This is a genomic window from Streptococcus sp. HMSC062H02, from assembly GCF_001813005.1.
GTDB classification, from domain to species: Bacteria; Bacillota; Bacilli; order Lactobacillales; family Streptococcaceae; genus Streptococcus; species Streptococcus oralis_S.
Genome location: NZ_KV811102.1, coordinates 38,907 through 62,935, shown reverse-complemented (window position 1 = coordinate 62,935; position 24,029 = coordinate 38,907). Strand labels below are relative to the sequence as shown.

The following is a 24,029-nucleotide window of genomic DNA, read 5'->3' as shown; positions in this document are numbered from 1 at the left end:
TCTCATATGTTGGCTCTTCTGGTTTTGATGGCTCCGGTTGATCTGGAGTTTTTACCGGCGGAGTTGGCTCATTTTCGTAGTTTGGTGCTACTGGAGCTGGTTCCAATGGTTTCTCTGTCTCATAAGTAGGAGCTTGTGGTGCAGTTGGTTCTACTGGCGGAGTTGGTTTTTCTAATGTGATGGTTGGCAAATTAGTTGCTCGAACATTTCCGTTAATCGCAAACCAAATATTTGGCTTTTTGGGAGATAATTTCTCTGCTCTACGTGGATCATTCGCTGCAGGCTGTCCCAACACTTCTGAAGACGAAATTGTTCCGATAGTCATACTATTTGAAGGACCTGAGATTTCCACTGCTCCCGCACCATACCAAGAGTTTGGTGCATCTGCATTATCCCAACCAGAATCTGGTTGACTATTCTTATACATGGTGAAGCGGGAACCACCAACTCCTTTTTTGAAGTTTTCAGATTCTGTCGCATAAATTTGGCCGTTCTTTTCACCAACTGAAGAACCCGAAATTTTGATGAAATTCCCAGTATAATCTTTAGCCATCTCGATTGAGTTTGCTTCGCGGTTAAGAGACGCTACAGACATCAAGGCCTTGTCAAATTATTAATTTTGACCATCTTCATCATAGAATTGAAACTCAGTCTTAACGAAGAGAGAGGTAGCATCTTCTGTATTACCAGTATAAGCCGAAGCGAAAACCCCCATCGTTGGGTCTTTAAAAATTCCCAACCAAGCCTTATCATTGCGGAACTTGGAACTAGGATCAAGAGTATAAGTATAGACGATTTTAGAAACTTTTTTCCCTTGATAGTAAGTCCCCTGAAGATTCGTATAAGTTGCTGTTGCAGACTGACCTCGTTTCAGCAGGACTGAAGACCATTCAGTTGGTCCCTTACCACTTGTTACATTTGAATTGTACTCAGAATACTTACCGACTGTACCAAAGCTTTCCTGTTTGTTTGTCTGGTAGTTAGCATTTTGAATGTCTGTTACTTTAAAGTTATCCAACTGGAAGAGTTTATTGGCAAATTCTGCAGTATTCTTCACAGCTGCTTCCATGCCAGTATAGCTAACAAATTCACCAGTTGTAGTCAATGAAAGTTCAGCATTAGGCTCCGATTTGAAAATCAAACTTTGAGCACTTGGGCGACTCAAGTTTCCATCTTCATTCTTCTTTGATTCTGCTAAAGCCATAGCTGCCTTAATTTTGGCCTGCTCAGCTTCATAAGCTTGCAACTTAGCCGGATACTCAGCCAACTCTTTCTTATATTTGGCAAGATCAGCTTCGTATTTAGCTAATTTTGCTTCATAGTCAGTTTTAGCCGCGGCATTCCGTTGCTTGATTTCTTCGTTTTCAGCTTGGAGCGCTGCATTTTTAGCTGTGTTTTCTTCAACAGCCTTCTCATAAGCTGCTTTAGCATCAGCATTTGCCTTTTGAACACGAGCTAGTTCTGTCTGATAAGCCGCTAACTTAGTTTGGTAGTCTGTTTCGTTAGCTGCATTCGCTTGTTTGACTGCTGCCAAGTCTTTTTCGTATTGTGCTATTTTAGCCTCATAAGTTGCCTTGGCTGTTTCATTTCGTTGTTTAATAGCTTCATTTTCAGCTTGGATAGCATTGTTTTTAGCTGTGTTTTCTTCAACAGCCTTTTCATAGGCTACTTTTGCATCAGAATTAGCCTTTTGAACACGTGCCAATTCTGTTTGATAAGCTGCTAATTTAGCTTGATAATCAGCATCATTATCCTCTTTAGCTTTCTTAATAGCTGCAAGGTCTGCTTCATACTGCTTCATCGCTGCTTCATAAGTTGCTTTTGCAGTTTCATTACGCTGTTTAATAGCTTCATTTTCAGCTTTAAGCGCTTCGTTTTTAGCTGTGTTTTCTTTTACTGCTTTATCATAAGCCTCTTTAGCTTCAGCATTAGCTTTTTGTACTCGAGCTAATTCTGTCTGGTAAGCTGAAAGTTTATTTTGATAATCCTGTTGACTATCTTCATTTGCTTTTTTGACAGTTGCTAAATCTTTTTGATATTGTGCTAGCTTAGCCTCATATTCTGCTTTAGCTGTTGCATTAGCAGTGTTGATTTTTTCAACTTCTTCTTGATGACTTTTTAGATCTTTTTGGTACTTGTCATCCGCTGCTTTGTTTTCAGCATTGATTTTATCTGTTTCAGCCTGATGAGCTGCGACTTCCTTTTTATATGCTTCAGTCGTTGTCTTTACTTCTTCAGACTGTTTAGCATAGTCGCTTTTAATTTCATCTTGTTTTTGAGCATTTTCTGTAGCAGTTGTAGCTGTTCCTTTGTCTTTTGTTTCATCTTGAACCACCTTAACTCCTGCAGATTTTGCATCAGCAACTGCTTTATCCAAATCAGCTGATGATACTTCTACTGGCAAAGCTGAGTCTTTAGAACCAGCCTTAGCTTGGCTTTCTTTGGCAACTTGGCTCATTTCACCCTGAGCTTCAGGTAGATTTGTGGCTGGGTTCCCTGTAGTAGCTACCTCAACTGTACTTGTACTAGTTGTCTCTGTAACTTCATCAGCAAATACTGCTTTGTCTGCAAAAGCAATCAAAGCAGTTCCTAAAACAGCACCACACAACGTTTTCGCAACTTTGCTTTTACGAAATCCATAGACTTCTTTTTTATTTTTCATTATAATCCTTTTCCTTATCTAAATTTAGTCGTTACTTTTTATACTAGCACTTTACAAGGCAGGATGCAAATATTTACTCTTTTTTTATTTATAGAAAAATTCCACCTATTTATAAATTAAATTAAAAAGAAGATGGTCACACCATCTTCCTTTAGTTAAACTATTTATTTTTCAGTCAAAGCTGCAAGTCCTGGCAATACTTTACCTTCAAGGAGTTCCATTGATGCTCCACCACCAGTAGAGATCCATGAGAACTTGTCTGCACGGCCAAGGTTGATGGCTGCAGCAGCTGAGTCACCACCACCGATGATTGATTTAACACCAGGTTGTTTCACGATAGCGTCCATGACACCGATTGTACCAGCTTGGAAGTCAGGGTTTTCAAAGACACCCATAGGTCCGTTCCATACAACTGTTTTGGCACCAGTCAAAGCTTCGTCAAATTTAGCGATAGATTTTGGACCGATATCCAAACCAAGGAAACCTGGGTCTACTGCTTCACCTTCAGTGTCTTTCACTTCAGTGTAGTCAGCAAATGCGTTTGCTTCTTTTGAGTCAACTGGCAAGATCAATTTGCCGTTTGCTTTTTCAAGAAGAGCTTTCGCAACATCCAATTTGTCTTCTTCTACAAGTGAGTTACCAATTTCGATACCTTGTGCTTTGTAGAATGTGTAAGTCATCCCACCACCGATAAGCACTTTATCAGCTTTTTCAAGCAAGTTTTCGATAACACCGATCTTGTCAGATACTTTTGAACCACCAAGGATCGCTACGAATGGACGTTCTGGAGCTTCAACTGCTTCTTGGATGTAGGCAATTTCATTTTCAAGAAGGAATCCAGCAACAGCTTTTTCAACGTTTGCTGAGATACCGACGTTAGATGCGTGTGCGCGGTGAGCTGTACCGAATGCATCGTTTACGAAGATACCATCTCCAAGAGATGCCCAGTATTTACCAAGTTCAGGATCGTTTTTAGATTCTTTCTTGCCGTCAACATCTTCGAAACGAGTGTTTTCAACCAAGAGAACTTGTCCATCTTCAAGAGCGTTGATCGCAGCTTCCAATTCAGCACCACGAGTGACACCTGGAAGGAAAGCAACGTCTTGACCCAATTTAGCTGCCAAGTCAGCAGCTACAGGAGCAAGTGATTTACCAGCTTTGTCTGCTTCTTCTTTTACACGGCCAAGGTGAGAGAAGAGGATAGCACGTCCACCTTGTTCAAGGATGTACTTGATAGTTGGAAGAGCTGCAGTGATACGGTTGTCGTTGGTAATCACGCCATCTTTTACAGGTACGTTGAAGTCAACACGAACGAGAACTTTTTTCCCTTTCAATTCAACGTCTTTAACAGTCAATTTTGCCATTAGATATGACTCCTTCTTTTTTTATACGTGTTAATTATATCACAAAATCAGCAAAAGAGATAGCAAAACCCTAAACTTTTCTTGTTCATTCTTCTATCTATTAACCTAAAAACCTAAGATTGCAGTGCGGGAAATAGTAATCTTCACATAATTCGGTTGGAATAATTTAGGCAAATTCTTGATTGATTTGCCTAATTACTTCTACACTATCCTTTTTCTAAGATTTTAATCCTTAATATTCTAAACTCTACAGTCCTTCTTTTTGAATTGCTGGGTTTCTTATTATACAATATAACTAAAATAGTTTCTTCAGTTTGTGCTATTTGAGATTAAAAGAAGGGGAATTGCTACCATGAAATTAGAAAGACTAATCTATATTTTACTGTCTCTTTTAAACAAGAAGAGAATAACAGCTAAAGAGATTGCAGAGAGGTTTGAAATATCTACTCGAACTGTATATAGAGACATGGATACACTCAGTTTAGCGGGGATCCCAATCTATTCGGAACGTGGAGATAAGGGAGGTTTCTATATACCAAGTGACTATAAGATAGACAGAAACTTTTTCACTGAGGAAGAGAGACAGTTTATCATTAATATGAGCCAAAATGTTAGTAAAATCGTTGGCCATTCAAGTCTTGACAGTATCGAACACAAGCTGTCTTCTCAAGAAATTACAAGAGCAAACAGTCCTTTTTACTTTGATCTCAGTTCCTGGACTCTTAATACAAATTATTTACTAGACATTGAGGAAGCGATACAATCTAAACAGATGATTTCTTTTTCTTACTATTCGAAAAAACAAGAGAAAAGTCAGCGAACAATTATCCCATACAGATTGATCTATAAACTGAATGCTTGGTATGTTATCGGTTACTGCTTAGAAAAATTAGATTTTCGTATTTTTAAATTAACTCGAATTCGAGAACTAGAACCAGTGGAGATAAAAGATAAATCATTCGATTATCCACGTTTATCTCAAGAAATGTTAGAGCTTTTTTTAAATCCCCCAAAACATAAAGTGGAGGGGCAAAGAGAAGAAATCGAACTAGTTTTTACAAGATTTGCACTTCCAAAAATCTACGATCACTTCACGGAAGAAGAAATCAGAGTCGAGGACGAAATAATAAAAGTTCAGGCATTTAGAGCTTTAACTCCTTCATTTTTTGATTTACTATTAAGTTTTGGTTATCAAGTAAAGGTCGTATCCCCAAGTCACTTACAAAATCTACTGGTCAGTACTCTCAAAAAAAATCTTCAGCAATATGACAACCTGTAGTCATATTTCCTTTTGTATACTCTTAAGTGGGCAAAATATTTCGTGATATTCATCATAGCCCAATTATTTTACAGGAGGTTCCAAATGGATACAAAAACACTTGCAGAAAGCTATTTTACGGCAGTAAATGAGGGAGGCTGGGAAGATTTCGTAGCTGAAAACTTTGATTATGGCATGTGCGATAGTATAGAAATTCGACAAGGACGTGATGTTTATTTGCAAGGCGCAGGCCAATTCTATGCTTTAAGCCAGCATCTTGAAGTGAAGCAATTACTTGTTGATGGTCGAGCAGTCTCAGCTTTAAATCGCTACCGTCTACATTCTCCTCAAGGAAAAGAACTTGAACTGGATGTCGCAGAATTTCTGAAATTCGATGAATTTGATAAATTAGTTGCATCCAATATTTATTTCGACACCTATCGTTTCCAAAAATTTATCCAAGGAATTGAATAACAAAAATCTAGCTTCAAATTTACTCTTCAATTTCAAAACTAAAAACAAGGTCTAACTAATCTACAGTCAAACCTTGTTTTTTTATTTTTATGAGAAAATCCAAGATTCGTAAATCTGATTAGTCTTCTCTCCTCTTTTTAGAGAGCAAGCCGTAGCCACTCATTACTCCGAGAAGTCCCAGCGCTACTAGACTAGCATCTCTTGTCGCTCCCGTATTTGGCAGCTCTTTCGTTCCTACTTCAACAATTTCTGGAAGAGCTTCCTTGAGAACCTCAGTAGAATGAAGGGTGCGTTTGCCCTGAGCATCAACTTCTACAAAGCGACGAACTTGGCCTTCAACTCCTGCTTGAACTAGCTGGCGTTGTCCTTTGAGAAGGGCTGCATTTGGTCGTTCCTGACGTTCGAAGGAAACTGTCCCCTCTTCAATTTCCAGTTTCGGAGTTTCTAGAACTAAATCTTTCACACCTTCAGCTGGTTGGTTGCTTGATAGAACTTTTGTTCCAACTTCGGTGATTTCTGGGATTGCTTCCTTGACTACCTCAGTCGAACGAAGAGTGCGTTTGCCTTGGCTATCTACTTCTACAAAGCGACGGACTTGACCTTCAACTCCAGCTTGCACAATACGGCGTTGTCCTTTGAGAAGTTCGGAGTTTGGTCGCTCCTGACGTTCAAAGGCTGTTGTTTCAGTTTCAATAACTAGTTCAGGGAGGGCCTCAACCGTTGGAGCCACTTCATTTGGATCCATACTTCCAACATGGTGACTTTCTTCTGCAGGAGCTAGTTTCTTATTTAGCTTTTCTTTCATTTCCGCAAACGCTTGAGGAGTTGGCATCTCTGAAGCTAATAAAGTTTCTGCTTGTTCAATCAACTCAGCTTGGGAATCTTTTTCACGGACAGATTCGAGCAAGCCTTCCAATTCTTCTCTAGCAGTCTGATAACGTTGATTTCCATCCAGGTCTGTTCCTGCTTGTTTCAACTCATTCAAAGCTCTGTTGACCTCTTCTTGACTGGCATCATGGTTTTCTGCAACAGCTTTCGCTGCATTGAGCTTCTCTACTAGTGCTGCTTGTTTGTCCTCGCTTGAGAAGGTGTAGCCAAGGGTTGACTGGCGACCTTGGGCAGCAGTGATTTCTTGTTTGAGGTACTCATCGTTGACAGCTGCTTTTGGAGAAACCAAGACATCGAACTCAGCAGTGTGTCCCTTGTAATGCAAGGTCAAGGTTTGTCGTCCAGTCTTCTGAGCATCATAGCCCGTGATTTCAACACCTTGGTCCGTAAAGGCATGACTTTCTTCCGTCTCATCATCATAGAGAACACCGAAGCGACCTTCTGCAAGATCCAGTTGATCTCCTACTAGATAGTCTGTTTTTGGTTTCTTAGTAATATACAAGCCCGCTACTTCTTTTGGTTTTCCTTCATCTTGTCCTGTCACTTGTACCTTCAAGTCACCAGTAACTGGAAGTCCAAGGTAGCTGACTGTGAGCTTTTGTTCCCCTTTTTGATGAGCATCGTATCCAGATACTGTCACACCTGAGTGAGTAAGGTTAATCAGTTCATCAGCTTCGCCACCTTCATATTGAACACGGAGTGTTCCGCCTCTGAGGTCAAGTTTTTCTCCCTCTTTGTAAACTGTCTTCTTAGGTCCTTTTTCGAGACTAACTGCAGCAATTTTTCTTTCATCCTGTGGAATCGCTACAGCCAAGGTGTTACTGATTTCTTTGCCAGGTAGTTGAGTACGATAGTAGAGGAGAGTTGGTTGCTTGTCAAAGCCCAATGGTGCTGTTGCCAAGTCGCCTCCAGTATCAGACTTCAAAGTTGCAATCGGTGTTTGTGAATCTGCCTTGTCGTAAACGGTGATAGTTGCACCCGCTGGAACATCAGAGAAGCCTAGTTGAACTTGATGGTTTCCAAGTGAACGGGCAGCCACCTTAGCCATTGGAATATTTTGACTTTCTGTGTCCAGGGTTTCATACATCTTCCAGTTGTAGATACGAATGGCCTTCCAAGGTGTTCCGTTATCTGAAGTGATAACTTTTAGACGCCAGTCTTGAGCGGTGATTGGTTTGTCAAGAGTGATATCTGTCACGTGTGCTTTGTTGCCACGAACTTCCTTAGCTAGTTTCCACTCGCCATCTGTATCCTTGTAGTAAAGATCAAAGTCCTTGGTGTTCATCAAACCGTCGTTTACGGATTCTCCACCAGCTCCTGCATGATCCATGACCCATCTAACAACGGTACGTGGCTTGGTCAAGCGAATATCCACACTACCGCTCAATTGTCCTGAAGACCACTTGTCTGACAGACTTGTAATCGTACCGTTCAACATACCTTCAATACCTTCTCCACCTTCAGTATTTGGGAAAGTGCTACCAATAACCTTTGCACCTGGAACGATATTTTCAGCTAAAGGTCTTGGAAGAGTCGTATCCTGAACTGTCATCCCCCAGTTAAAGGATGCCGTCGCAGCTTCGGAACGAAGGCCATTTTTACCAACTGCAACGACTTTCAGTTCCTGAGTCGTACCAGTCGCATTAGCAGAACGGCTAACTTTTGGCAAGTAGATGGTTGAAGCAGATGATCCTGTCAACAAACGCCAGTTATCTCCATCTTTTTCGTAGACTTCATAGAAATCTGCATCTTGGTTACCCGCAAACTGGACCACTGCTTCAGCTTCTTGGGCATTTTTAAGAGATTGTTTCACCACAGATAGCCCCGTCGGTGCCTGTGGTGCTTGGTGATTATCCGAAATTGTCAATTGACCTAGGTTAAACTGATAATCTTTTACAGCTCCTTCATGCTCAAAGAAGAGTTTGACTGCATAGATTGTTTTACCTGCTAGTGAGCTAAGGTCAAATTCTTCATTCTTCCAGTTATCAGAAAGTGTTAGTTCTTTCCATGCGGCTGCATCCTCAAATTTGTAGTCTGGTGTTGTAGAGAAGGCCATATAAACTTTAGAGCCTTTTCCTCCCTTGTGGGCAACACGAAGTTTGGTTTTCTCTGTTACTTCTAGTTTGGTAGAATACAAATTCACATCCTGGTCCGTCTTACCAGCTACATCGCCTGAGAATTTAAGGGAGTTTCCTCCATTATAGGCATCTGTAAAGTCATATTCTGCACGAAGTTTTTCCCCTGTTGAAGTCTGCCACCAGCGCCATGTTGGCAAGACACCAGAAACAGAACGGTAGTTCCACTCAGAATCCTTAGAAACTTTGCCGTCTACAAACCATTTTCTACCATGACCTGTATTAAAGGAGGTCATGAAGGTTCGACCTACTGCTGGTGTACGGTCAGCAACTAAATTGGCAATTCCATACCACTCTTTATCTGCTGGTTTTTGAGCCGTTGGATCTCCTTGGTAACCTGTAAAGAAGATGTCTTCGTTCTTGTGGTAGTCTTCGCCTGTTTTTCCTAGACTGGTAATCGTATCTGGTGCAAAAAGTCCAAGTGACAAACGCAACTTGCCTTTTTCATCTAAGAGGGCATCCCATTTGACTTTGGTCTTATAAGAACCACCTTGTTGCAATTCCAAGCCTGCAAAGACATCATATTGACTACGCTCTAGCCATTTGGCCATCTCTACGGAGTGGTCATTCTTTTCCTTGTTCCAGTTGAAATTGGCAAAAAATTGATCTGCAGGGACTTTGTCACCTTCTTTTTGCATGAACTGGTAGTTGTAATCACCTAGACCATCTTCGTGGTAACGACCGTATTTGTAGGTCATGGCATCGTACCAAGCATACTTGATCGGGTGGTTGACTTTGGCTGCGTATTCTTTTGTATAGAGCATGAATTGGCGCATTTTTTCACCAAGAGGTGCTACCAATTCCCCCGTTGTTTCCTGATTAATGAAATAGCCATCAAAGCCATAGTACTTAGCAAGATCGACAAGTTTCCGTGCGATAGGGAAGGTGCCATCTGCGTCTTGTTTCAAGGCAGCGGCAAATTTCTCTTGGTCAGCAATACTGTTTGACCAGTTGAAAAAGAGTGTTCCATAAACGGGAACTCCGTTGCGGTGACCGGCATCAATGACATCTGGAGTTGGAACTAGACCTTCCCAGAAGACCATTGAATCCAAGTATTGCCAGTAGTCAAAAGCATAGGCCTTGAATTCTTCTCCACCAACAGAAGCGTGGTCTTTGGCCTTTGAGTTGGTATTTGCCAGCGCCTGAACCTTGGCTCTTCTGCTTGCTTTTTCGTTAACCAACTGGCCTCTATGGCGCTTGGCGAGTTCAACTGATGAACGGTTAATGGGATCATCCTCACGCGCACCCGGTTCCCATTTCAACAAATCCTCCCAGGTATCAAATTTGATTTCTTTTGGTCGGAGACTCTTTTCTTCATTTTTAGGAACGTCTGCTAGAGTCGGTTTGTCGGCTTTCTTCTCAGCTACTTGAGGAGTTTCCTCTGGTTTAACTTCTTCTTTTTCAGTTGGTTGAGCAGGTTTTTCAGTTTTATCTGTCGGAGTTGGCTTTGCTTCTTCTTTTTCATTAACCAGATCCGTTATTGCTGGAGTGTTTTCTGAAATTGGTTGCTCAGCTACTTTGTTCTCTGTTTCCTCTAATTGTTTTTCAAGGGCTGCAGTATCTGGATTAGTTGTTTCACTAGCGCTTGTAGCTTGGGCGCTCGTATTTGCAGCTGTTTCAGGGACTGCGACTTGTTCGGCAAGAGCTGGGCTCGCAAATAGAGCTGAACCAATCATCAAGGAACAAGCCCCGATTGACAGCTTACGAATACTGTAACGGCAACGTTTTTCAAAAAATAGATCTTTCATCTTATCCTCCTAATAAAATATAAAGTAAGCGCTTTACTTTTTGATAAAAAGTAACTGTTCTCAGTGCACACCACCAGAACAGGATCATCTTCATTTTATACTATATGAAAGCGATGTCAATCTATTTAACATAAAAACTATAACTAGGATAATAATCAGTAAAATTTGGACACAATCCTATAAATCATCTATCTTAAAGGGAATCTATCTCTCATTTTAAAAGAAAGTTCTTGTTTCTTATGAAAATTTCAGCTAAACACTTGTGAGATTTACTTTTATCCTTTAAAATAGAATAGGAGAAATTCCGTTATTATTTTTCGGAGGAAAAAGAAATGTCCATTAATTGGCAGGAAATTTTATTTCACTTTTTAGGAGGTCTAGGACTGTTTTTATACAGTATCAAGACCATGGGAGACGGTTTGCAACAAGCTGCTGGAGATCGCCTTCGTTTTTACATTGACAAGTACACTAGTAACCCCTTTTTAGGTGTTCTAGTCGGGATTGTCGTGACTGCCCTCATTCAGTCAAGTACAGGGGTTACAGTTATCACGGTTGGGCTAGTCAGTGCTAGTCTTCTCACTCTTAGACAGGCTATCGGAATTATCATGGGAGCCAACATCGGAACCACCGTTACTTCCTTTATCATCGGTTTCAAGCTTGGCGAGTATGCTTTACCCTTGATTTTCCTTGGAACCATGTTCCTCTTCTTCACAAAAAACAGAACAGCAAACAATATCGGGCGCATCCTGTTTGGTGTCGGGGGAATCTTCTACGCCCTCAACCTCATCAGTGCCGGTATGAGCCCGCTTAAAGATTTACCACAATTCAAGGAGTATATGGTAACCTTGGGACAAAATCCTATTTTAGGAGTAGTAGCCGGTGCAGTGATTACCGTCCTCATTCAGGCCTCTTCGGCAACTATCGGGATTCTACAAGGTCTCTATGCAGGTGGCTTCCTTGACCTTAAAGGTTCGCTACCAGTTCTCTTCGGGGATAATATCGGGACAACTCTAACCGTTATCATTGCGGCAGCTGGAGCCAACATCTCTGCAAAACGCGTTGCTGCAACCCACGTTACCTTTAACGTTTTAGGAACTATTCTTTGCTTAATCTTATTAGGCCCCTTCACTGCTATGATCGAGTACTTCCAGGCACTCCTTCACCTCTCACCTGAGATGACAATCGCCTTCTCTCACGGTGCCTTTAACGTAAGTAACACCATTGTACAATTTCCATTCATCGGAGCCTTGGCCTACTTTGTAACCAAGCTCATCCCTGGTGAAGACGAGGTTGTCAAGTACGAGCCCCTTTATCTCGACGAGCAACTTATCCAGCAATCTCCTTCTATCGCTCTAGGAAATGCTAAAAAAGAACTTTTGCACTTGGGGAACTATGCAGCCAAAGCTTTTGACCTTTCTTATACCTATATTATCGGTTTGGATGAAAAGGTAGCTGAAAAAGGGCACAAAACAGAGGAAGCCATCAACACCATCGATGAAAAACTCACTCGTTACCTCATCAGACTCTCAAGCGAATCCTTGAGCCAAAAGGAAAGTGAAGTGTTGACTAACATTCTGGATTCATCTCGTGATTTGGAACGGATTGGGGACCACGCAGAAGCTCTTCTCAACCTAACAGACTACCTCCAACGTAAGAATGTTCAGTTTTCTGATGCTGCTTTAGAGGAATTAGCTGAGATTTATCAAGCAACAACTGCATTTATCAAGGATGCCCTTGATAGTGTAGAAAACAATGATATTGAAAAAGCTCAAAATCTGATTGAACGCCATAAAGAAATTAACAATATGGAACGCGTTCTCAGAAAGACTCACATCAAACGCCTTAACAAAGGTGAGTGTTCTACACAAGCTGGAGTCAACTTTATCGACATCATTTCCCACTACACTCGTGTGTCTGACCATGCTATGAATCTAGCCGAAAAGGTCATTGCTGAACAAATCTAATACTCTTCGAAAATCTCTTCAAACCACGTCAACGTCGCCTTGCCGTAGGTATGGTTACTGACTTCGTCAGTTTCATCTACAACCTCAAAACCATGTTTTGAGCAACCTGCGGTTAGTTTCCTAGTTTGCTCTTTGATTTTCATTGAGTATAAGTGCCAAGAAGCTATCCTGAATGGGATGGCTTTTTCATTTCCTCATCAAAAATGTTTTTTCTGACATATAAAAAATGCTTTGATTCCATTGTGAATCAAAGCATTTTAAATAGCTCTCCAAACATAATAGCAGAAACCGCGGTTCCTCTGTACTTAGCTTCTTCCCTTTTGATAAAGCGAGCCAAGTTGATCAATTCAGGTGCTGGGTGTTTGGGATTGATGAGCAATTCACGGGTGACCAGTCCTGAGAGACGGACTGCTAGTAATTGCTCATTTGTAGTGGGTAGTTTTTTAGCAGTCTCTAGGAGAGCAGCAACTAAATCTTCACTCAAACCCTGACGAGCATGGTTGTAGAGATCTCTTATAAGGCTTTCTAGGTTTGGTTCTGCCATCCCGACCACCTCCCTTATGCTTAATAATGTTTAATCAAATCAACCGTTGAACGGTCCAATTTTTTCACCAAGGCTTGCAAAAAAGCTTGAGCTTCTAGGAAGTCATCCATCGCGTAGAGAGTTTGGTGAGAATGGATATAACGAGCGCAGACACCGATAGTTGTAGATGGGACACCACCATTTTTCAGATGAGCTGCGCCAGCGTCTGTTCCGCCTTTACCACAGTAGTATTGGTACTTGATACCAGCTTCTTCAGCTGTTGTCAAAAGGAAATCCTTCATACCTGGGAGAAGCAAGTGACCTGGATCATAGAAACGAATCAAGGTTCCGTCCCCAATCTTGCCTTGGCCACCATAAACATCACCAGCAGGTGAACAGTCAACAGCTAGGAAAACTTCTGGATCAAACTTAGTTGTAGAAGTATGAGCGCCACGAAGACCAACTTCTTCTTGGACGTTCGAGCCAAGGTAGAGTTCATTTCCGAGTTTTTGACCTGATAAAGCTTCAGCTAGCTCGCTTACCATGAGGACACCGTAGCGGTTGTCCCAAGCTTTGGAGATGATATTTTTTTCATTGGCTGTCAAGATAGCGGAGCTATCAGGTACAATGGTGTCACCCGGACGGATACCAAAGCTTTCTGCCTCAGCCTTGTCCGCAAAACCACCATCAAAAACGATATCGGCAATGGCTGGTATGGTTGGTCCACCCTTTCCACGAGTCAAATGTGGAGGAACAGATCCTGAGATCACAGGAATTTCACGACCGTCACGCGTAAAAAGTTTAAAGCGTTGACTGCTAACCACCATAGGGTTCCAGCCACCGATTTCAACCACACGGAAAGTACCGTCTGGCTTAATCTCGCTGACCATAAAACCAACTTCGTCCATGTGAGAAGCGACCAAGACACGCGGTGCATCCGCAGCTTCTGAATGTTTAATCCCGAAAATACCACCCAAGCCATCTGTCACTACTTCATCCACATGCGGTGTTAACTTCTCACGAAGATAAGCACGGACAGGCGCTTCATGACCAGAGATTGCAGCAAGCTCTGTTACTTCTTTGATTTTTGAAAATAATGTTGTCATTTCAGTTCCTTCTTTCTGTCCTCCATTTTACCACTTTTTATAGGAGAAGGATAGTGGGAAGGTGGATTGGTTTTTACTCAGTTTTCCAATAAAAGAGAGGGGCAGATATTATTTCAGGAATTTTTCTTTCTTTTTACATTAAATTGTCAGAAAATTTATTGACAGATTAAAAAAATCATGTTACATTATCTCCAAGGCTATTTTTATACCAAATCTACATGAAAGGACGGAGCATGAAACTCTCTCATATTTTAACAGGCTTACTTCTACTCCTGCTCTTTCTCTCCATTAGTATTGGAACCAGTGATTTTTCTTGGGAAAAATTCTTTGCTTTTGACCAACAGACTTGGCTTCTCTTTCAAGAGTCGCGTCTTCCAAGAACCATCAGCATTCTCCTGGCTGCATCTAGCATGAGTATGGCAGGCCTTCTCATGCAGACCATTACTCAAAATCAGTTTGCTGCTCCGAGTACAGTCGGAACGACAGAAGCTGCCAAACTGGGAATGGTGTTGAGCCTCTTTGTCTTTCCGTCTGCGAGTCTGACCCAAAAGATGCTCTTTGCTTTTGGCTCATCCATTTTATTTACCCTCTTCTTCCTGGCCTTTATGACTATTTTTTCTGTAAAGGAAAGGTGGATGTTGCCCTTGATCGGGATCATCTATAGTGGGATTATCGGTTCTGTCACAGAAGTTATCGCCTATCGTTTCAATCTGGTTCAGAGTATGACTGCTTGGACCCAGGGCTCCTTCTCCATGATTCAGACTCATCAGTATGAGTGGCTCTTCTTAGGCCTCATTATCCTGATAGCCGTTTGGAAATTATCCCAAACCTTCACCATCATGAATCTGGGCAAGGAAACCAGTGAGAGTTTAGGGATTTCCTACTCCCTACTTGAAGAGCTGGCCCTCTTTCTGGTGGCGCTAACGACAAGTGTCACCATGATTACCGTGGGTGCCTTGCCTTTTCTCGGAGTCATCGTTCCCAATCTTATCCGCAAGCGCTATGGAGATAATTTGAGTCAAACCAAACTCATGGTCGCTCTGGTCGGTGCTAATCTAGTTCTGGCCTGTGACATCCTCTCTCGAGTCTTGATTCGGCCCTATGAGCTGTCTGTCAGTCTCCTACTAGGAATCATTGGTAGTCTCGTCTTTATCCTACTTCTATGGAGAGGGGGACAAAAGGATGCAGTTTAAAAGCAAACATACCAAACTCTTCTGCCTTCTCATTATTCTGGCCATCGGAGCTTGCCTCCTCTACTTTTGGCCCATCACTCAGCTGTCTGCCTTTGCCTGGAAGCTACGTTCCCAAAAAATCATCGTTTATCTCTTGGTAGCCATCGCGACAGGGATTTCGACCATTAGTTTTCAAACCCTGACGGAAAATCGCTTTCTGACGCCAAGTATTTTGGGAATCGAATCCTTCTATATCTTGCTACAGACCCTGCTACTGATATTTGAAAGCAAATTTCTACAGCTTGGGAAGTCGCCTGTCTTAGAATTTCTAGTCTTACTTCTGCTTCAATCCCTCTTCTTTCTCGCCTTACAAGGCTACTTGAAGACGCTGATGAAGCAAAATCTGGTTTTCATTCTGCTAATCTGCCTAGCCCTGGGAAGTCTCTTTCGAAATATCAGTACCTTCCTCCAAGTCCTGATGGATCCAAATGAATACGATAAACTGCAGAACAGTCTCTTTGCTTCCTTTCAGCATCTCAACACTTCCATCCTAGCCATCGGTTCTCTGATCATCCTCGCCTTGACAATCTTTTTCTTTCGAAAAGCAGTCGTTCTGGATGTCTTGCACCTGCAAAGAGAAACGGCTCAGATACTTGGACTCGATGTTGAAAAAGAACAGAGAGAACTCCTCTGGGGCATCGTGCTCTTGACCTCAACAGCGACTGCCTTGGTAGGGCCTATGGCCTTCTTCGGCTTTATGCTGGCCAATCTCACTTACCTGATTGTCAAAGATTATCGGCACAAGTTGCTCTTTATCCTAGCCATTCTGATTGGATTTATTAGTTTGACCTTGGGGCAAGCCCTCATCGAACGAGTCTTTGCACTGGAAATTCGCATCAGCATGATCATCGAGAGTGTGGGTGGTCTCTTATTCTTTATCTTACTTTACAGGAGGGCGCGTCGGTGAAACTGGAAAACATTGACAAATCCATTCAAAAACAGGATATTTTGCAAGACATTTCCCTTGAAGTCAGTCCTCAGAAACTGACAGCCTTCATTGGTCCAAATGGTGCTGGAAAATCAACTCTTCTCTCTATCATGAGCAGACTGACCAAGAAAGATCAGGGAATTCTCAGTATCAAAGGCCGTGAAATCGAGAGTTGGAATTCGCAAGAACTGGCCAAAGAACTCACCATCCTAAAGCAGAAGATCAATTACCAAGCCAAATTGACTGTAGAAGAACTGGTCAGTTTTGGACGTTTTCCCTACAGCCGTGGTCGACTGAGAGCAGAAGACAGGGAAAAAATCCGAGAAACTCTGGACTATCTGGAACTGACCAACTTAAAAGACCGCTACATCGATAGTCTGTCTGGTGGACAGCTCCAACGTGTCTTTATCGCCATGGTACTAGCTCAGGATACAGACTTTATCTTGCTAGACGAACCGCTCAATAATCTCGATATCAAGCAAAGCGTCAGCATGATGCAGATTCTCAAGCGACTGGTGGAGGAACTTGGCAAAACCATTATCATCGTCCTCCACGATATCAACATGGCTAGCCAATATGCGGATGAAATTGTTGCCTTCAAGGACGGTCAAGTTTTTTGCAAGGGAACGACTGCTCAAATCATGCAGGCTGACCTGCTCAGTCAACTCTATGAGATTCCCATCACGCTGGCGGATATCAATGGCAAAAAGATCTGCATCTATAGCTAGCTATTCTGAACTCATGTTAGAGAGCCCTCTGTCTCTTAGCTAACAAGCCTATCTAAGAGCCCCCTACATCGTTATCACATTTTAAAAAGGAGAAATCATGAAAACATCCCTTAAACTTTATCTCACCGCCCTAGCGGTTAGTTTCTTGCTCTTACTTGGTGCATGTAGTACAAATACAAACTCAAGTACCAGCCAGACGGAGACCAGCACTTCTACTCCAACAGAAGTGACCATTAAAAGCTCACTAGACGAGGTTAAACTGTCAAAAGTTCCTGAAAAGATTGTGACCTTTGACCTCGGTGCTGCGGATACTATTCGCGCTTTAGGTTTTGAAAAGAATATCGTCGGAATGCCTACAAAAACTGTTCCGGCTTACCTAAAAGATCTTGCAGGAAATGTCAACAATGTGGGTTCCATGGTTGAGCCAGACCTAGAAGCCATTGCCGCCCTTGAACCGGATTTGATTATCGCTTCACCACGTACCCAAAAGTTCGTAGACAAGTTCAAAGAAATTGCTCCAACTGTCCTCTTTGAAGCTGGAAAAGAAGACTACTGGACTTCTACCAAGTCTAATATCGAATCCCTAGCAAGCGCCTTTGGTGAAACTGGTACGCAGAAAGCCAAGGAAGAATTGGCTAACCTGGACAAGAGCATCCAAGAAGTCGCTACTAAAAACAAAAGTTCTGACAAAAAAGCCCTTGCTATCCTCCTCAATGAAGGAAAAATGGCTGCCTTTGGTGCCCAATCTCGTTTCTCTTTCTTGTATCAAACCTTGAAATTCAAACCAACTGATACTCAATTTGAAGACTCTCGACACGGACAAGAAGTCAGCTTTGAAAGTGTCAAAGAAATCAATCCTGACATCCTCTTTGTCATCAACCGTACCCTTGCCATCGGTGGGGACAACTCTAGCAACGATGGCGTCCTAGAAAATGCCCTCATCGCTGAAACTCCTGCTGCTAAAAATGGAAAAATTATCCAACTAACACCAGACCTCTGGTATCTAAGCGGTGGTGGTCTTGAATCAACCAAACTCATGATTGAAGACGCTCAAAAAGCTTTGAAATAAACAAGAAAACCCGACATCAAATGATGTTGGGTTATTTTTTTTCTTGATTTCGTCTGAGTGAAAAGTGGTCTGGCACAGGATCTTTGCCTATTTTCGACCAAGGATGACAACGCAAAATCCGAGCCAAGCCCATCAAAACACCCTTGAAACCATGTTTTTCAATAGCCTGGATCATGTAGTTGGAACAAGTAGGCTCAAAACGACAAGAGGGTGGAAAGACTGGTGAGATAAAACGTTGGTAAAAGCGTACTGGTGCTATTAAGATTCGTTTCATTATTTCTTGGTTACAGCCATAGTGTGTAGTTGGCTGATTTCTTTTTTATTAAGGCGACGGGATTCTCCTGGACGAAGACCTGTCAAGTCTAGGTGTCCAAAACGTGTCCGAGACAACTTATCCACTTGAAGACCGACAGCTTCAAACATCTTTTTAACCTGATGGTTACGTCCTTCATGGATGGTCAACTGTACCACAGAGCGATTTTTAACTGGATCCACTTTGAGAATTTCATAAACAGCTGGCTTGGTTTTCTTGCCATCAATCTCAAGACCACGGGTCAAGGGGCGGAGATTATCCTTATTGGCCACACCTTTAACACGCGCGACATAGACCTTATCAATCTCATTACGTGGGTGAATCATCTCATCCGTAAAGTCCCCATCATTGGTCAAAATCAAAACACCGGATGTATCCCAGTCCAAACGTCCCACAGGGTAAATGCGTTCTTTTACATTGGGCAAGAGGTCCACAACAGTCTTACGGCCCTTGTCGTCTGTCACACTGGAAATCACTCCACGTGGTTTGTTAAGCAGATAGTAGACCTTTTCTTCGTTGTAGATAGGTTGACCTTCCACTTCGACTTTATCACCAGACTTGATGGTCGTTGCGAGTTCACGCACTACCTGTCCGTTGACCGTTACCAAGCCTTGCTTGATCAACTCTTCTGCTTTTCTCCTACTGGCCACACCTGCGTGGGCAATATATTTATTGATTCTCATCTTCTTCTATCCTTTCACCAAATAATTGGCTTTCTTGCGCTTGAATCTCAAGCTCATCAATCACTGGCAATTCTTCCAAATGGTTAATTCCCATGTAATCTAGGAAATAATCTGTAGTCACATAGAGATTGGGACGACCCAACACTTCTTTTTTCCCGTCTTCTCGTATCAAATCAAAGGCCTGTAACTTTGCCAAGGCTCCACTCGAGTTAACCCCACGAATAGCATCAATCTCAATTCGGGTAATCGGCTGCTTGTAGGCAATGATGGACAAGGTCTCAAGAGCAGCCCGAGACAAACTTTGGTTGATGGGTGCCTTGGAGTATTCCTTCAAAATCGCTGCAAATTGAGGCTTGGTCACCAATCTGTATGCTCCCGCTGTCTCAATCAGGGACAAGCTCGAATCCTGGTCTTTCTCATACTTTTGGGCTAATTTTTCTAAACTCTGTTGGATGCCTGTCGGTGGAAGTGAGAGGAGTTCAGCCAACTGACGAACCCGAATCCCATCTTCACCTGCTACAAACAAGAGCGCTTCTATTTCTGCTAAAGTACTCATCTTTCCTCTCTATCAAGTCTAGCTTTGTGCCTCTTGACTTTCTTCCTTCTTTTCCATGAGATAGATATCTCCGAAACTCTCCTCTTGCACGAGGATCAATTCCTGAGTTTTGATTAACTCTAGGGTTGCCAAAAAGAGGGTAATAACCTCTTGAACATTCTGGGCTTCCTTGAACAAATCCTGCAAACGCAACTGGTCTCGTCCAGACAAGGACTCTTTTACGATGACCATCATGTCCTCAATCTTATACTCATCCCGCAAAATGGTCGTGTGATTCTGTGCGAACTCCTCTTTTTTCTTGGCTAGGATATTTGAAAAAGCCAAAAAGAGGTCAATGGTCGTCTTGTCATGTACAAGCTCTGCATCTTCGTAAATCAACTCTGTCGGCGCTTTGGAATAGTACTGAGCCCGATCTTGGTGCTTAGCCTCCAAGTGCTCACCCAGGAGTTTGAACTTGCGGTATTCTTCGATTTGAGAGAGAAGGTCCTGCTCCAGGTCATCCTCTAAGTCTGTCACTTCTGCTACCTTTGGCAAGAGCTTGCGGCTCTTGATTAGCATCAGCTGACTGGCCATAACCATATACTCGCCCGTTACTTCCAGACGCATGGCCTGCAGAGTTGAGACATAGGCTAGATACTGCTCGATGACTTCCGTAATGGGCACATCGTAGATATCCATCTGGTACTTAGAAACCAAGTGCAAGAGCAGGTCCAGGGGCCCTTCAAAATCTTTTAATTTAATATCCATTATCTATATTTTTCTAAGGTCAGGACTGTTTTTAATCCTAATTTTTTTGCAATTTCGTACAAATCGACCTTGTTTTCTATCTGTCTTAGAATGAACTGTTCCCGTAGGGCTTGGGCTGATAGTTCTGGGAAACCTTTCTCCTTGACAAAGGACTCCAGCTGACGAAAGGCCCACTGACGAGAATAGGCTTTCCCTCCCCTTTCAAAGAGATAGGTCTGCCCCATCAAGGGTTCCAATTCTGAAAGCAAGGTCCTAGGAATGGCTACAATCCTCTGTTGGGAAGCCTTGTTAATTCGCAACACCTGAAAATCCAGATTGATATCTGCAACCTTAAGGGCTAAAATCTCACTTGGCAAGAGCCCTATTTCCAAGATAAGAAGCGCCAGCAAGCGTCCTTCTGGATAATTACTTTCCTGCCAAAAAGAGTCTAGGTCTAGAATTTCTGGTTTTTCAATCTTCTTTTCAGCTTGTTTAGCTAATTCCAGACGGTAAAAACTGTCCACTTCTCCTTTTCGATAGAGAAAGTAGAGAAATTGGTTACAGGCCGAAAGTTTTCGCTTCTGGGCGCTGATTTTTAGATTGGCTAGCTGGGCTTGGTAAATCTTGAGACTAGTCTCAGAAATCCGTTCCCCTACCATGTCTAAAAATTGCTCCAAATCATACTTATAAGACTGCTTGGAATTGGCAGACAAGTCCTGTTTTTCCTCTAAAAAGGCTGAAATCCTATCTCTCATTTGCATCGAATCTCATATTCCTTACTAAAGTCATGCAAGAGGGCATTAACGGCCTTGAGGATGGACTTGCGCGTGATGATTCCTTGGAAAATTCCTTCATCATCTACCACTGGCAAGAAGGGTTCATCCACCAGTTTATGGAGGACTTCAGTGATGTTATAGTCTGGAGCGACGACTGCCACATCTGTCTTGGTCATATTAACGATGTCTGTCGTTGCCATCTGCTCATCCGTCAAACCTTGCTCCATTTGATAAGCCAAAATGTCTCTCAGCCCAATGGTTCCAACAAAGCGTTTGTCAAAGGTCACAACAGGGATACGGGTATAAGTGATTTGGCTCAACACTAAAATCGCATGATCAGCATTATGGGTATCAATCAAAGCTGCTAGATTCTCAGCGGGGGTAAGAAAAGTCTCTTCCTGCTCCAGTAAAAATGCTTCAAATTCCTTGGCAATCATCGAGCAAACTCCTTGGACAAGCCTGGATAAACCTCATGATCACGTGTCAAAAAGTCTACTTTAAAATAGCTGTCATCAATTTCCACACGGGCATAGAGGCATTCTCTGATGGTTCCTCTTGGTTGGCTGATGGAGCCTGGATTTAAAAAGAGTGTTTTGCCTTCCATCCAAGCATTTGGCACATGCAAGTGACCATAGAGACAGATATCGGCATCTTCTTCCTGAGCCCAGTAGTCCAACTTTTGAAAGTTGAAATTGATGTCAAACAAGTGTCCATGCGTCTGGATGATCTTGGTTGGACCAAGTTGAGTCACCAAACGTTCTGGATAACCAGCATAAAAGTCCATATTTCCTTTGACGACATGGATGCCTTCCCAGAGCGGAGAGTCTGGACGGAGTTCAGAGTCACCATCGTGAAAAATGGCATCGACTTTCCCCAGATAGCGATCACGAATTTCTTCCACAATCAAGCTATCGCCATGGGAATCACTCATTACAATGATGGTTTGCTTTGCCATGATGGAAATACCTCCAAAAGTTTCTTAACGGCTAAGGCGCGGTGAGATTGGCTATTTTTTTCTTCAAGGGTTAGCTCAGCTGAGGATTTGCCTGTCTCTCCCACAAGGAAGAGGGGATCATAACCAAAGCCATTTTCACCCTTGGGTTCAAAGTTAATGTAACCCGGCCAGTCAGCTTCGACAACCAAGCTTTCCTTGTTTGGACTGGCTACAACCAGGGTCGTGTGGAATTGAGCCGAACGGTCCTTAAGGTCAAAGACCATGGCCAATTCGTGCAAGAGCTTGGCATTATTTTCACGATCAGTCGCTCCCACTCCTGCAAAACGGGCTGACCAGACACCTGGCAAGCCACCTAGGACATCGACTTTGAGACCTGAGTCATCTGCTAGAACTATCTTACCTGTTAATTGGGAAATGGTTTCTGCCTTAAGTCGAGCATTTTCTTCAAAAGTCATGCCTGTTTCTGCTACTTCAGGCAGGTCAGGATAGTCATTAAGATTTTCCACATCATAGCCTAGCTTGTCAAAGATAGCTCGGAATTCCTTGGTCTTGCCCTCGTTACGAGTCGCAATCAACAAGGTTTCTCTAACTTTACTAGTTTCAAAGAAGGCATGAACATTGACCCCTTCTTTAGGCAATTCTATATGCAGGAGTTGCCCATTTTCAACCAAGAGTAGGGCTCCCTGACGTTGGATGACTTCCAAGTTACGTCCTGCTTCTGCATTTAAAATCTCGACGATAAAGGAGAGCAGACGGTAGTTAGAAGACCAGCGCATCACCGTTATCGTAATTGGAAAGCCATTTTCTTCGTCACGAAAAATCCGCGCCAAATCCATAAAATCAAGATCAAGCGGATCTTTGATGAGACTGTAGATGCCTCCATAGACGTCCCAGACACCGACATACCAGTCCTGGTCGTCCTTGTATTCGTAAATTTTGTTTGTCATAAAGTTACATGCTCCACATGAATCTCTTTTTCCAGCCATTCTGCTCCAATTTGAGCAAAACTTTGGCTGCTGGCTGTTGTGTAAAAACGATGTTGAAGAGGCCCCGCATCTCGGCTACGATTGATTTCAAAATAATTGAGTAAGACTGAGATATCTCGTACACACTCAGCCCCACTATCGATGAGCTGAACCTTTGGTCCCATGACATTTTGGATGATAGGGCGAAGGAGTGGGTAATGGGTACAACCCAGAATCAAGCTATCCACCTTGCCGACCAAGGGACGCAGGGTTTCATAAACCACTTTCTTGGTGACACTGGTTGACAGGGCACCAGACTCGACCAAGGGGGCAAACTTGGGACAGGCCAAACTCTCCACCTGTAAGTCCGGATCTAGATCGTTGATTTTCTGACGGTAGATATCAGATTGTACCGTCATGGGCGTTCCAATGACTCCGATTTTCCCACCTTGGCTGGACTTGATAGCTGCCGAAGCTCCTGGCAAAATCACACCCAAGACAGGAATGTCTAGTTGAGCCTTGATTTCTTCCCAGACGACCGCAGTCGCAGTATTACAAGCAATGACAATCATTTTGACATCCTTGGTCAAGAGAAAGTTGACCAACTGCCAAGTATACTCACGAATTTGCTCAGCAGGACGGGGCCCGTAAGGCGCCCGTGCCGAATCTCCAATATAGACGATTTCTTCATGGGGAAGCTGGCGCATGAGCTCGCGCACAACGGTCAAGCCCCCGACACCTGAATCCAAAAAACCAATCGGTCGATTATCCATACAGTCTTCTTTCTAGTCTTTTTTCTGATTGATAGTTCATTATAATTACTTGTCCTAAATGAACGGATAGACAGCTTGATAGAATGGAAACTGCCTCTCTCTTAATCATAATCAAATATCAATAGAATGCAAGGAAAAAGTCTTATCCTTGAGAACTATTGAACATAGTGAGAAGTCTGGAACTTTCATCCCAGACTTTTCCT

The 24,029-nt window shown here is 42.7% G+C and carries 20 protein-coding genes and 1 pseudogene; 7 read left to right on the top strand and 14 right to left on the bottom strand.

The genetic code is table 11. The annotated features are described in order from the left end of the window. A pseudogene (locus HMPREF2885_RS03555) lies at nucleotides 1-2,662 on the bottom strand (antigen I/II family LPXTG-anchored adhesin); the annotation flags it as partial. Between the two features lie 164 nt (nucleotides 2,663-2,826). Continuing rightward, the gene (locus HMPREF2885_RS03550) at nucleotides 2,827-4,026 is read right to left on the bottom strand and encodes a phosphoglycerate kinase (protein ID WP_061409634.1); all 1,200 of its coding nucleotides are present in this window, start codon (nucleotides 4,024-4,026) and stop codon (nucleotides 2,827-2,829) included. A 352-nt stretch (nucleotides 4,027-4,378) separates the two neighbouring features. Between HMPREF2885_RS03550 and HMPREF2885_RS03545 the strand changes: the two genes are divergently transcribed. Together HMPREF2885_RS03545 and HMPREF2885_RS03540 are read left to right on the top strand one after the other, a co-directional pair. Next, complete coding sequence (locus HMPREF2885_RS03545; protein ID WP_000764442.1) at nucleotides 4,379-5,305, top strand: helix-turn-helix transcriptional regulator; 927 nt, start codon at nucleotides 4,379-4,381, stop codon at nucleotides 5,303-5,305. A gap of 84 nt (nucleotides 5,306-5,389) precedes the next feature. Then, entirely contained in the window at nucleotides 5,390-5,758 is a 369-nt protein-coding gene (locus HMPREF2885_RS03540; protein ID WP_002879744.1) for a hypothetical protein, read from the top strand. 118 nt (nucleotides 5,759-5,876) lie between these two features. Here HMPREF2885_RS03540 and HMPREF2885_RS03535 read toward each other — a convergent pair whose 3' ends face one another. Further along, complete coding sequence (locus HMPREF2885_RS03535) at nucleotides 5,877-10,529, bottom strand: endo-beta-N-acetylglucosaminidase (protein WP_049478829.1); 4,653 nt, start codon at nucleotides 10,527-10,529, stop codon at nucleotides 5,877-5,879. Between the two features lie 332 nt (nucleotides 10,530-10,861). On the opposite strand from HMPREF2885_RS03535, the gene HMPREF2885_RS03530 reads away from it, so the two are divergent. Further along, on the top strand, nucleotides 10,862-12,493 hold the full coding sequence (locus HMPREF2885_RS03530; RefSeq protein WP_049519843.1) for a Na/Pi cotransporter family protein: 1,632 nt from the start codon (nucleotides 10,862-10,864) through the stop codon (nucleotides 12,491-12,493). A 247-nt stretch (nucleotides 12,494-12,740) separates the two neighbouring features. Here HMPREF2885_RS03530 and HMPREF2885_RS03520 read toward each other — a convergent pair whose 3' ends face one another. Both HMPREF2885_RS03520 and pepA read right to left on the bottom strand, forming a co-directional pair. Continuing rightward, nucleotides 12,741-13,037 (bottom strand): bacteriocin immunity family protein, encoded by a 297-nt coding sequence (locus HMPREF2885_RS03520; protein WP_000840146.1) that lies wholly within the window; start codon nucleotides 13,035-13,037, stop codon nucleotides 12,741-12,743. A 20-nt stretch (nucleotides 13,038-13,057) separates the two neighbouring features. Next, nucleotides 13,058-14,122 (bottom strand): glutamyl aminopeptidase, encoded by a 1,065-nt coding sequence (pepA, locus tag HMPREF2885_RS03515; RefSeq protein ID WP_000209162.1) that lies wholly within the window; start codon nucleotides 14,120-14,122, stop codon nucleotides 13,058-13,060. Nucleotides 14,123-14,355: 233 nt separating this feature from the next. Between pepA and HMPREF2885_RS03510 the strand changes: the two genes are divergently transcribed. The 4 genes from HMPREF2885_RS03510 to HMPREF2885_RS03495 all read left to right on the top strand — a co-directional run bounded on the left by HMPREF2885_RS03510 (nucleotide 14,356) and on the right by HMPREF2885_RS03495 (nucleotide 18,079). Further along, nucleotides 14,356-15,315, top strand: coding sequence for an ABC transporter permease (locus tag HMPREF2885_RS03510; RefSeq protein WP_070657116.1), 960 nt, complete (start codon nucleotides 14,356-14,358; stop codon nucleotides 15,313-15,315). Continuing rightward, a complete protein-coding gene (locus tag HMPREF2885_RS03505; RefSeq protein ID WP_070657111.1) occupies nucleotides 15,305-16,261 on the top strand; it encodes an iron chelate uptake ABC transporter family permease subunit in 957 nt (318 codons plus the stop codon). Before HMPREF2885_RS03510 ends, HMPREF2885_RS03505 begins: the two co-directional genes overlap by 11 nt. After that, nucleotides 16,258-17,010 (top strand): iron ABC transporter ATP-binding protein, encoded by a 753-nt coding sequence (locus HMPREF2885_RS03500; RefSeq protein WP_000764284.1) that lies wholly within the window; start codon nucleotides 16,258-16,260, stop codon nucleotides 17,008-17,010. Before HMPREF2885_RS03505 ends, HMPREF2885_RS03500 begins: the two co-directional genes overlap by 4 nt. 97 nt (nucleotides 17,011-17,107) lie before the next feature. Continuing rightward, a complete protein-coding gene (locus HMPREF2885_RS03495) occupies nucleotides 17,108-18,079 on the top strand; it encodes a siderophore ABC transporter substrate-binding protein (RefSeq protein WP_065371386.1) in 972 nt (323 codons plus the stop codon). 31 nt (nucleotides 18,080-18,110) lie between these two features. On the opposite strand, the gene yidD is transcribed toward HMPREF2885_RS03495, so the two are convergent. The 9 genes from yidD to racE are packed head-to-tail and all read right to left on the bottom strand — an operon-like array spanning nucleotide 18,111 to nucleotide 23,826. Continuing rightward, a complete protein-coding gene (gene yidD / locus HMPREF2885_RS03490) occupies nucleotides 18,111-18,353 on the bottom strand; it encodes a membrane protein insertion efficiency factor YidD (RefSeq protein WP_070657107.1) in 243 nt (80 codons plus the stop codon). Further along, nucleotides 18,353-19,075 (bottom strand): pseudouridine synthase, encoded by a 723-nt coding sequence (locus HMPREF2885_RS03485; protein ID WP_001222228.1) that lies wholly within the window; start codon nucleotides 19,073-19,075, stop codon nucleotides 18,353-18,355. Before HMPREF2885_RS03485 ends, yidD begins: the two co-directional genes overlap by 1 nt. Beyond that, a complete protein-coding gene (scpB, locus tag HMPREF2885_RS03480; RefSeq protein ID WP_049550436.1) occupies nucleotides 19,062-19,631 on the bottom strand; it encodes an SMC-Scp complex subunit ScpB in 570 nt (189 codons plus the stop codon). Before scpB ends, HMPREF2885_RS03485 begins: the two co-directional genes overlap by 14 nt. A gap of 18 nt (nucleotides 19,632-19,649) precedes the next feature. Beyond that, the gene (locus tag HMPREF2885_RS03475; RefSeq protein WP_049550437.1) at nucleotides 19,650-20,378 is read right to left on the bottom strand and encodes a segregation/condensation protein A; all 729 of its coding nucleotides are present in this window, start codon (nucleotides 20,376-20,378) and stop codon (nucleotides 19,650-19,652) included. Continuing rightward, a complete protein-coding gene (gene xerD / locus HMPREF2885_RS03470; RefSeq protein WP_282185816.1) occupies nucleotides 20,378-21,112 on the bottom strand; it encodes a site-specific tyrosine recombinase XerD in 735 nt (244 codons plus the stop codon). The genes HMPREF2885_RS03475 and xerD overlap by 1 nt, the downstream gene beginning before the upstream one ends. After that, nucleotides 21,109-21,570: a cyclic-di-AMP-binding protein CbpB gene (cbpB, locus tag HMPREF2885_RS03465; protein ID WP_000560696.1), complete on the bottom strand. Its 462-nt coding sequence runs from the start codon at nucleotides 21,568-21,570 to the stop codon at nucleotides 21,109-21,111. The genes xerD and cbpB overlap by 4 nt, the downstream gene beginning before the upstream one ends. Next, nucleotides 21,567-22,088: a metallophosphoesterase gene (locus HMPREF2885_RS03460; RefSeq protein WP_001118939.1), complete on the bottom strand. Its 522-nt coding sequence runs from the start codon at nucleotides 22,086-22,088 to the stop codon at nucleotides 21,567-21,569. The genes cbpB and HMPREF2885_RS03460 overlap by 4 nt, the downstream gene beginning before the upstream one ends. Further along, a complete protein-coding gene (locus HMPREF2885_RS03455) occupies nucleotides 22,064-23,035 on the bottom strand; it encodes a nucleoside-triphosphate diphosphatase (protein WP_070657105.1) in 972 nt (323 codons plus the stop codon). Before HMPREF2885_RS03455 ends, HMPREF2885_RS03460 begins: the two co-directional genes overlap by 25 nt. After that, nucleotides 23,032-23,826 carry a glutamate racemase gene (gene racE, locus HMPREF2885_RS03450; RefSeq protein WP_070536040.1) on the bottom strand — a complete coding sequence of 265 codons (795 nt, stop codon included), beginning with the start codon at nucleotides 23,824-23,826 and terminating at the stop codon, nucleotides 23,032-23,034. Before racE ends, HMPREF2885_RS03455 begins: the two co-directional genes overlap by 4 nt. Nucleotides 23,827-24,029: the final 203 nt, after the last annotated feature.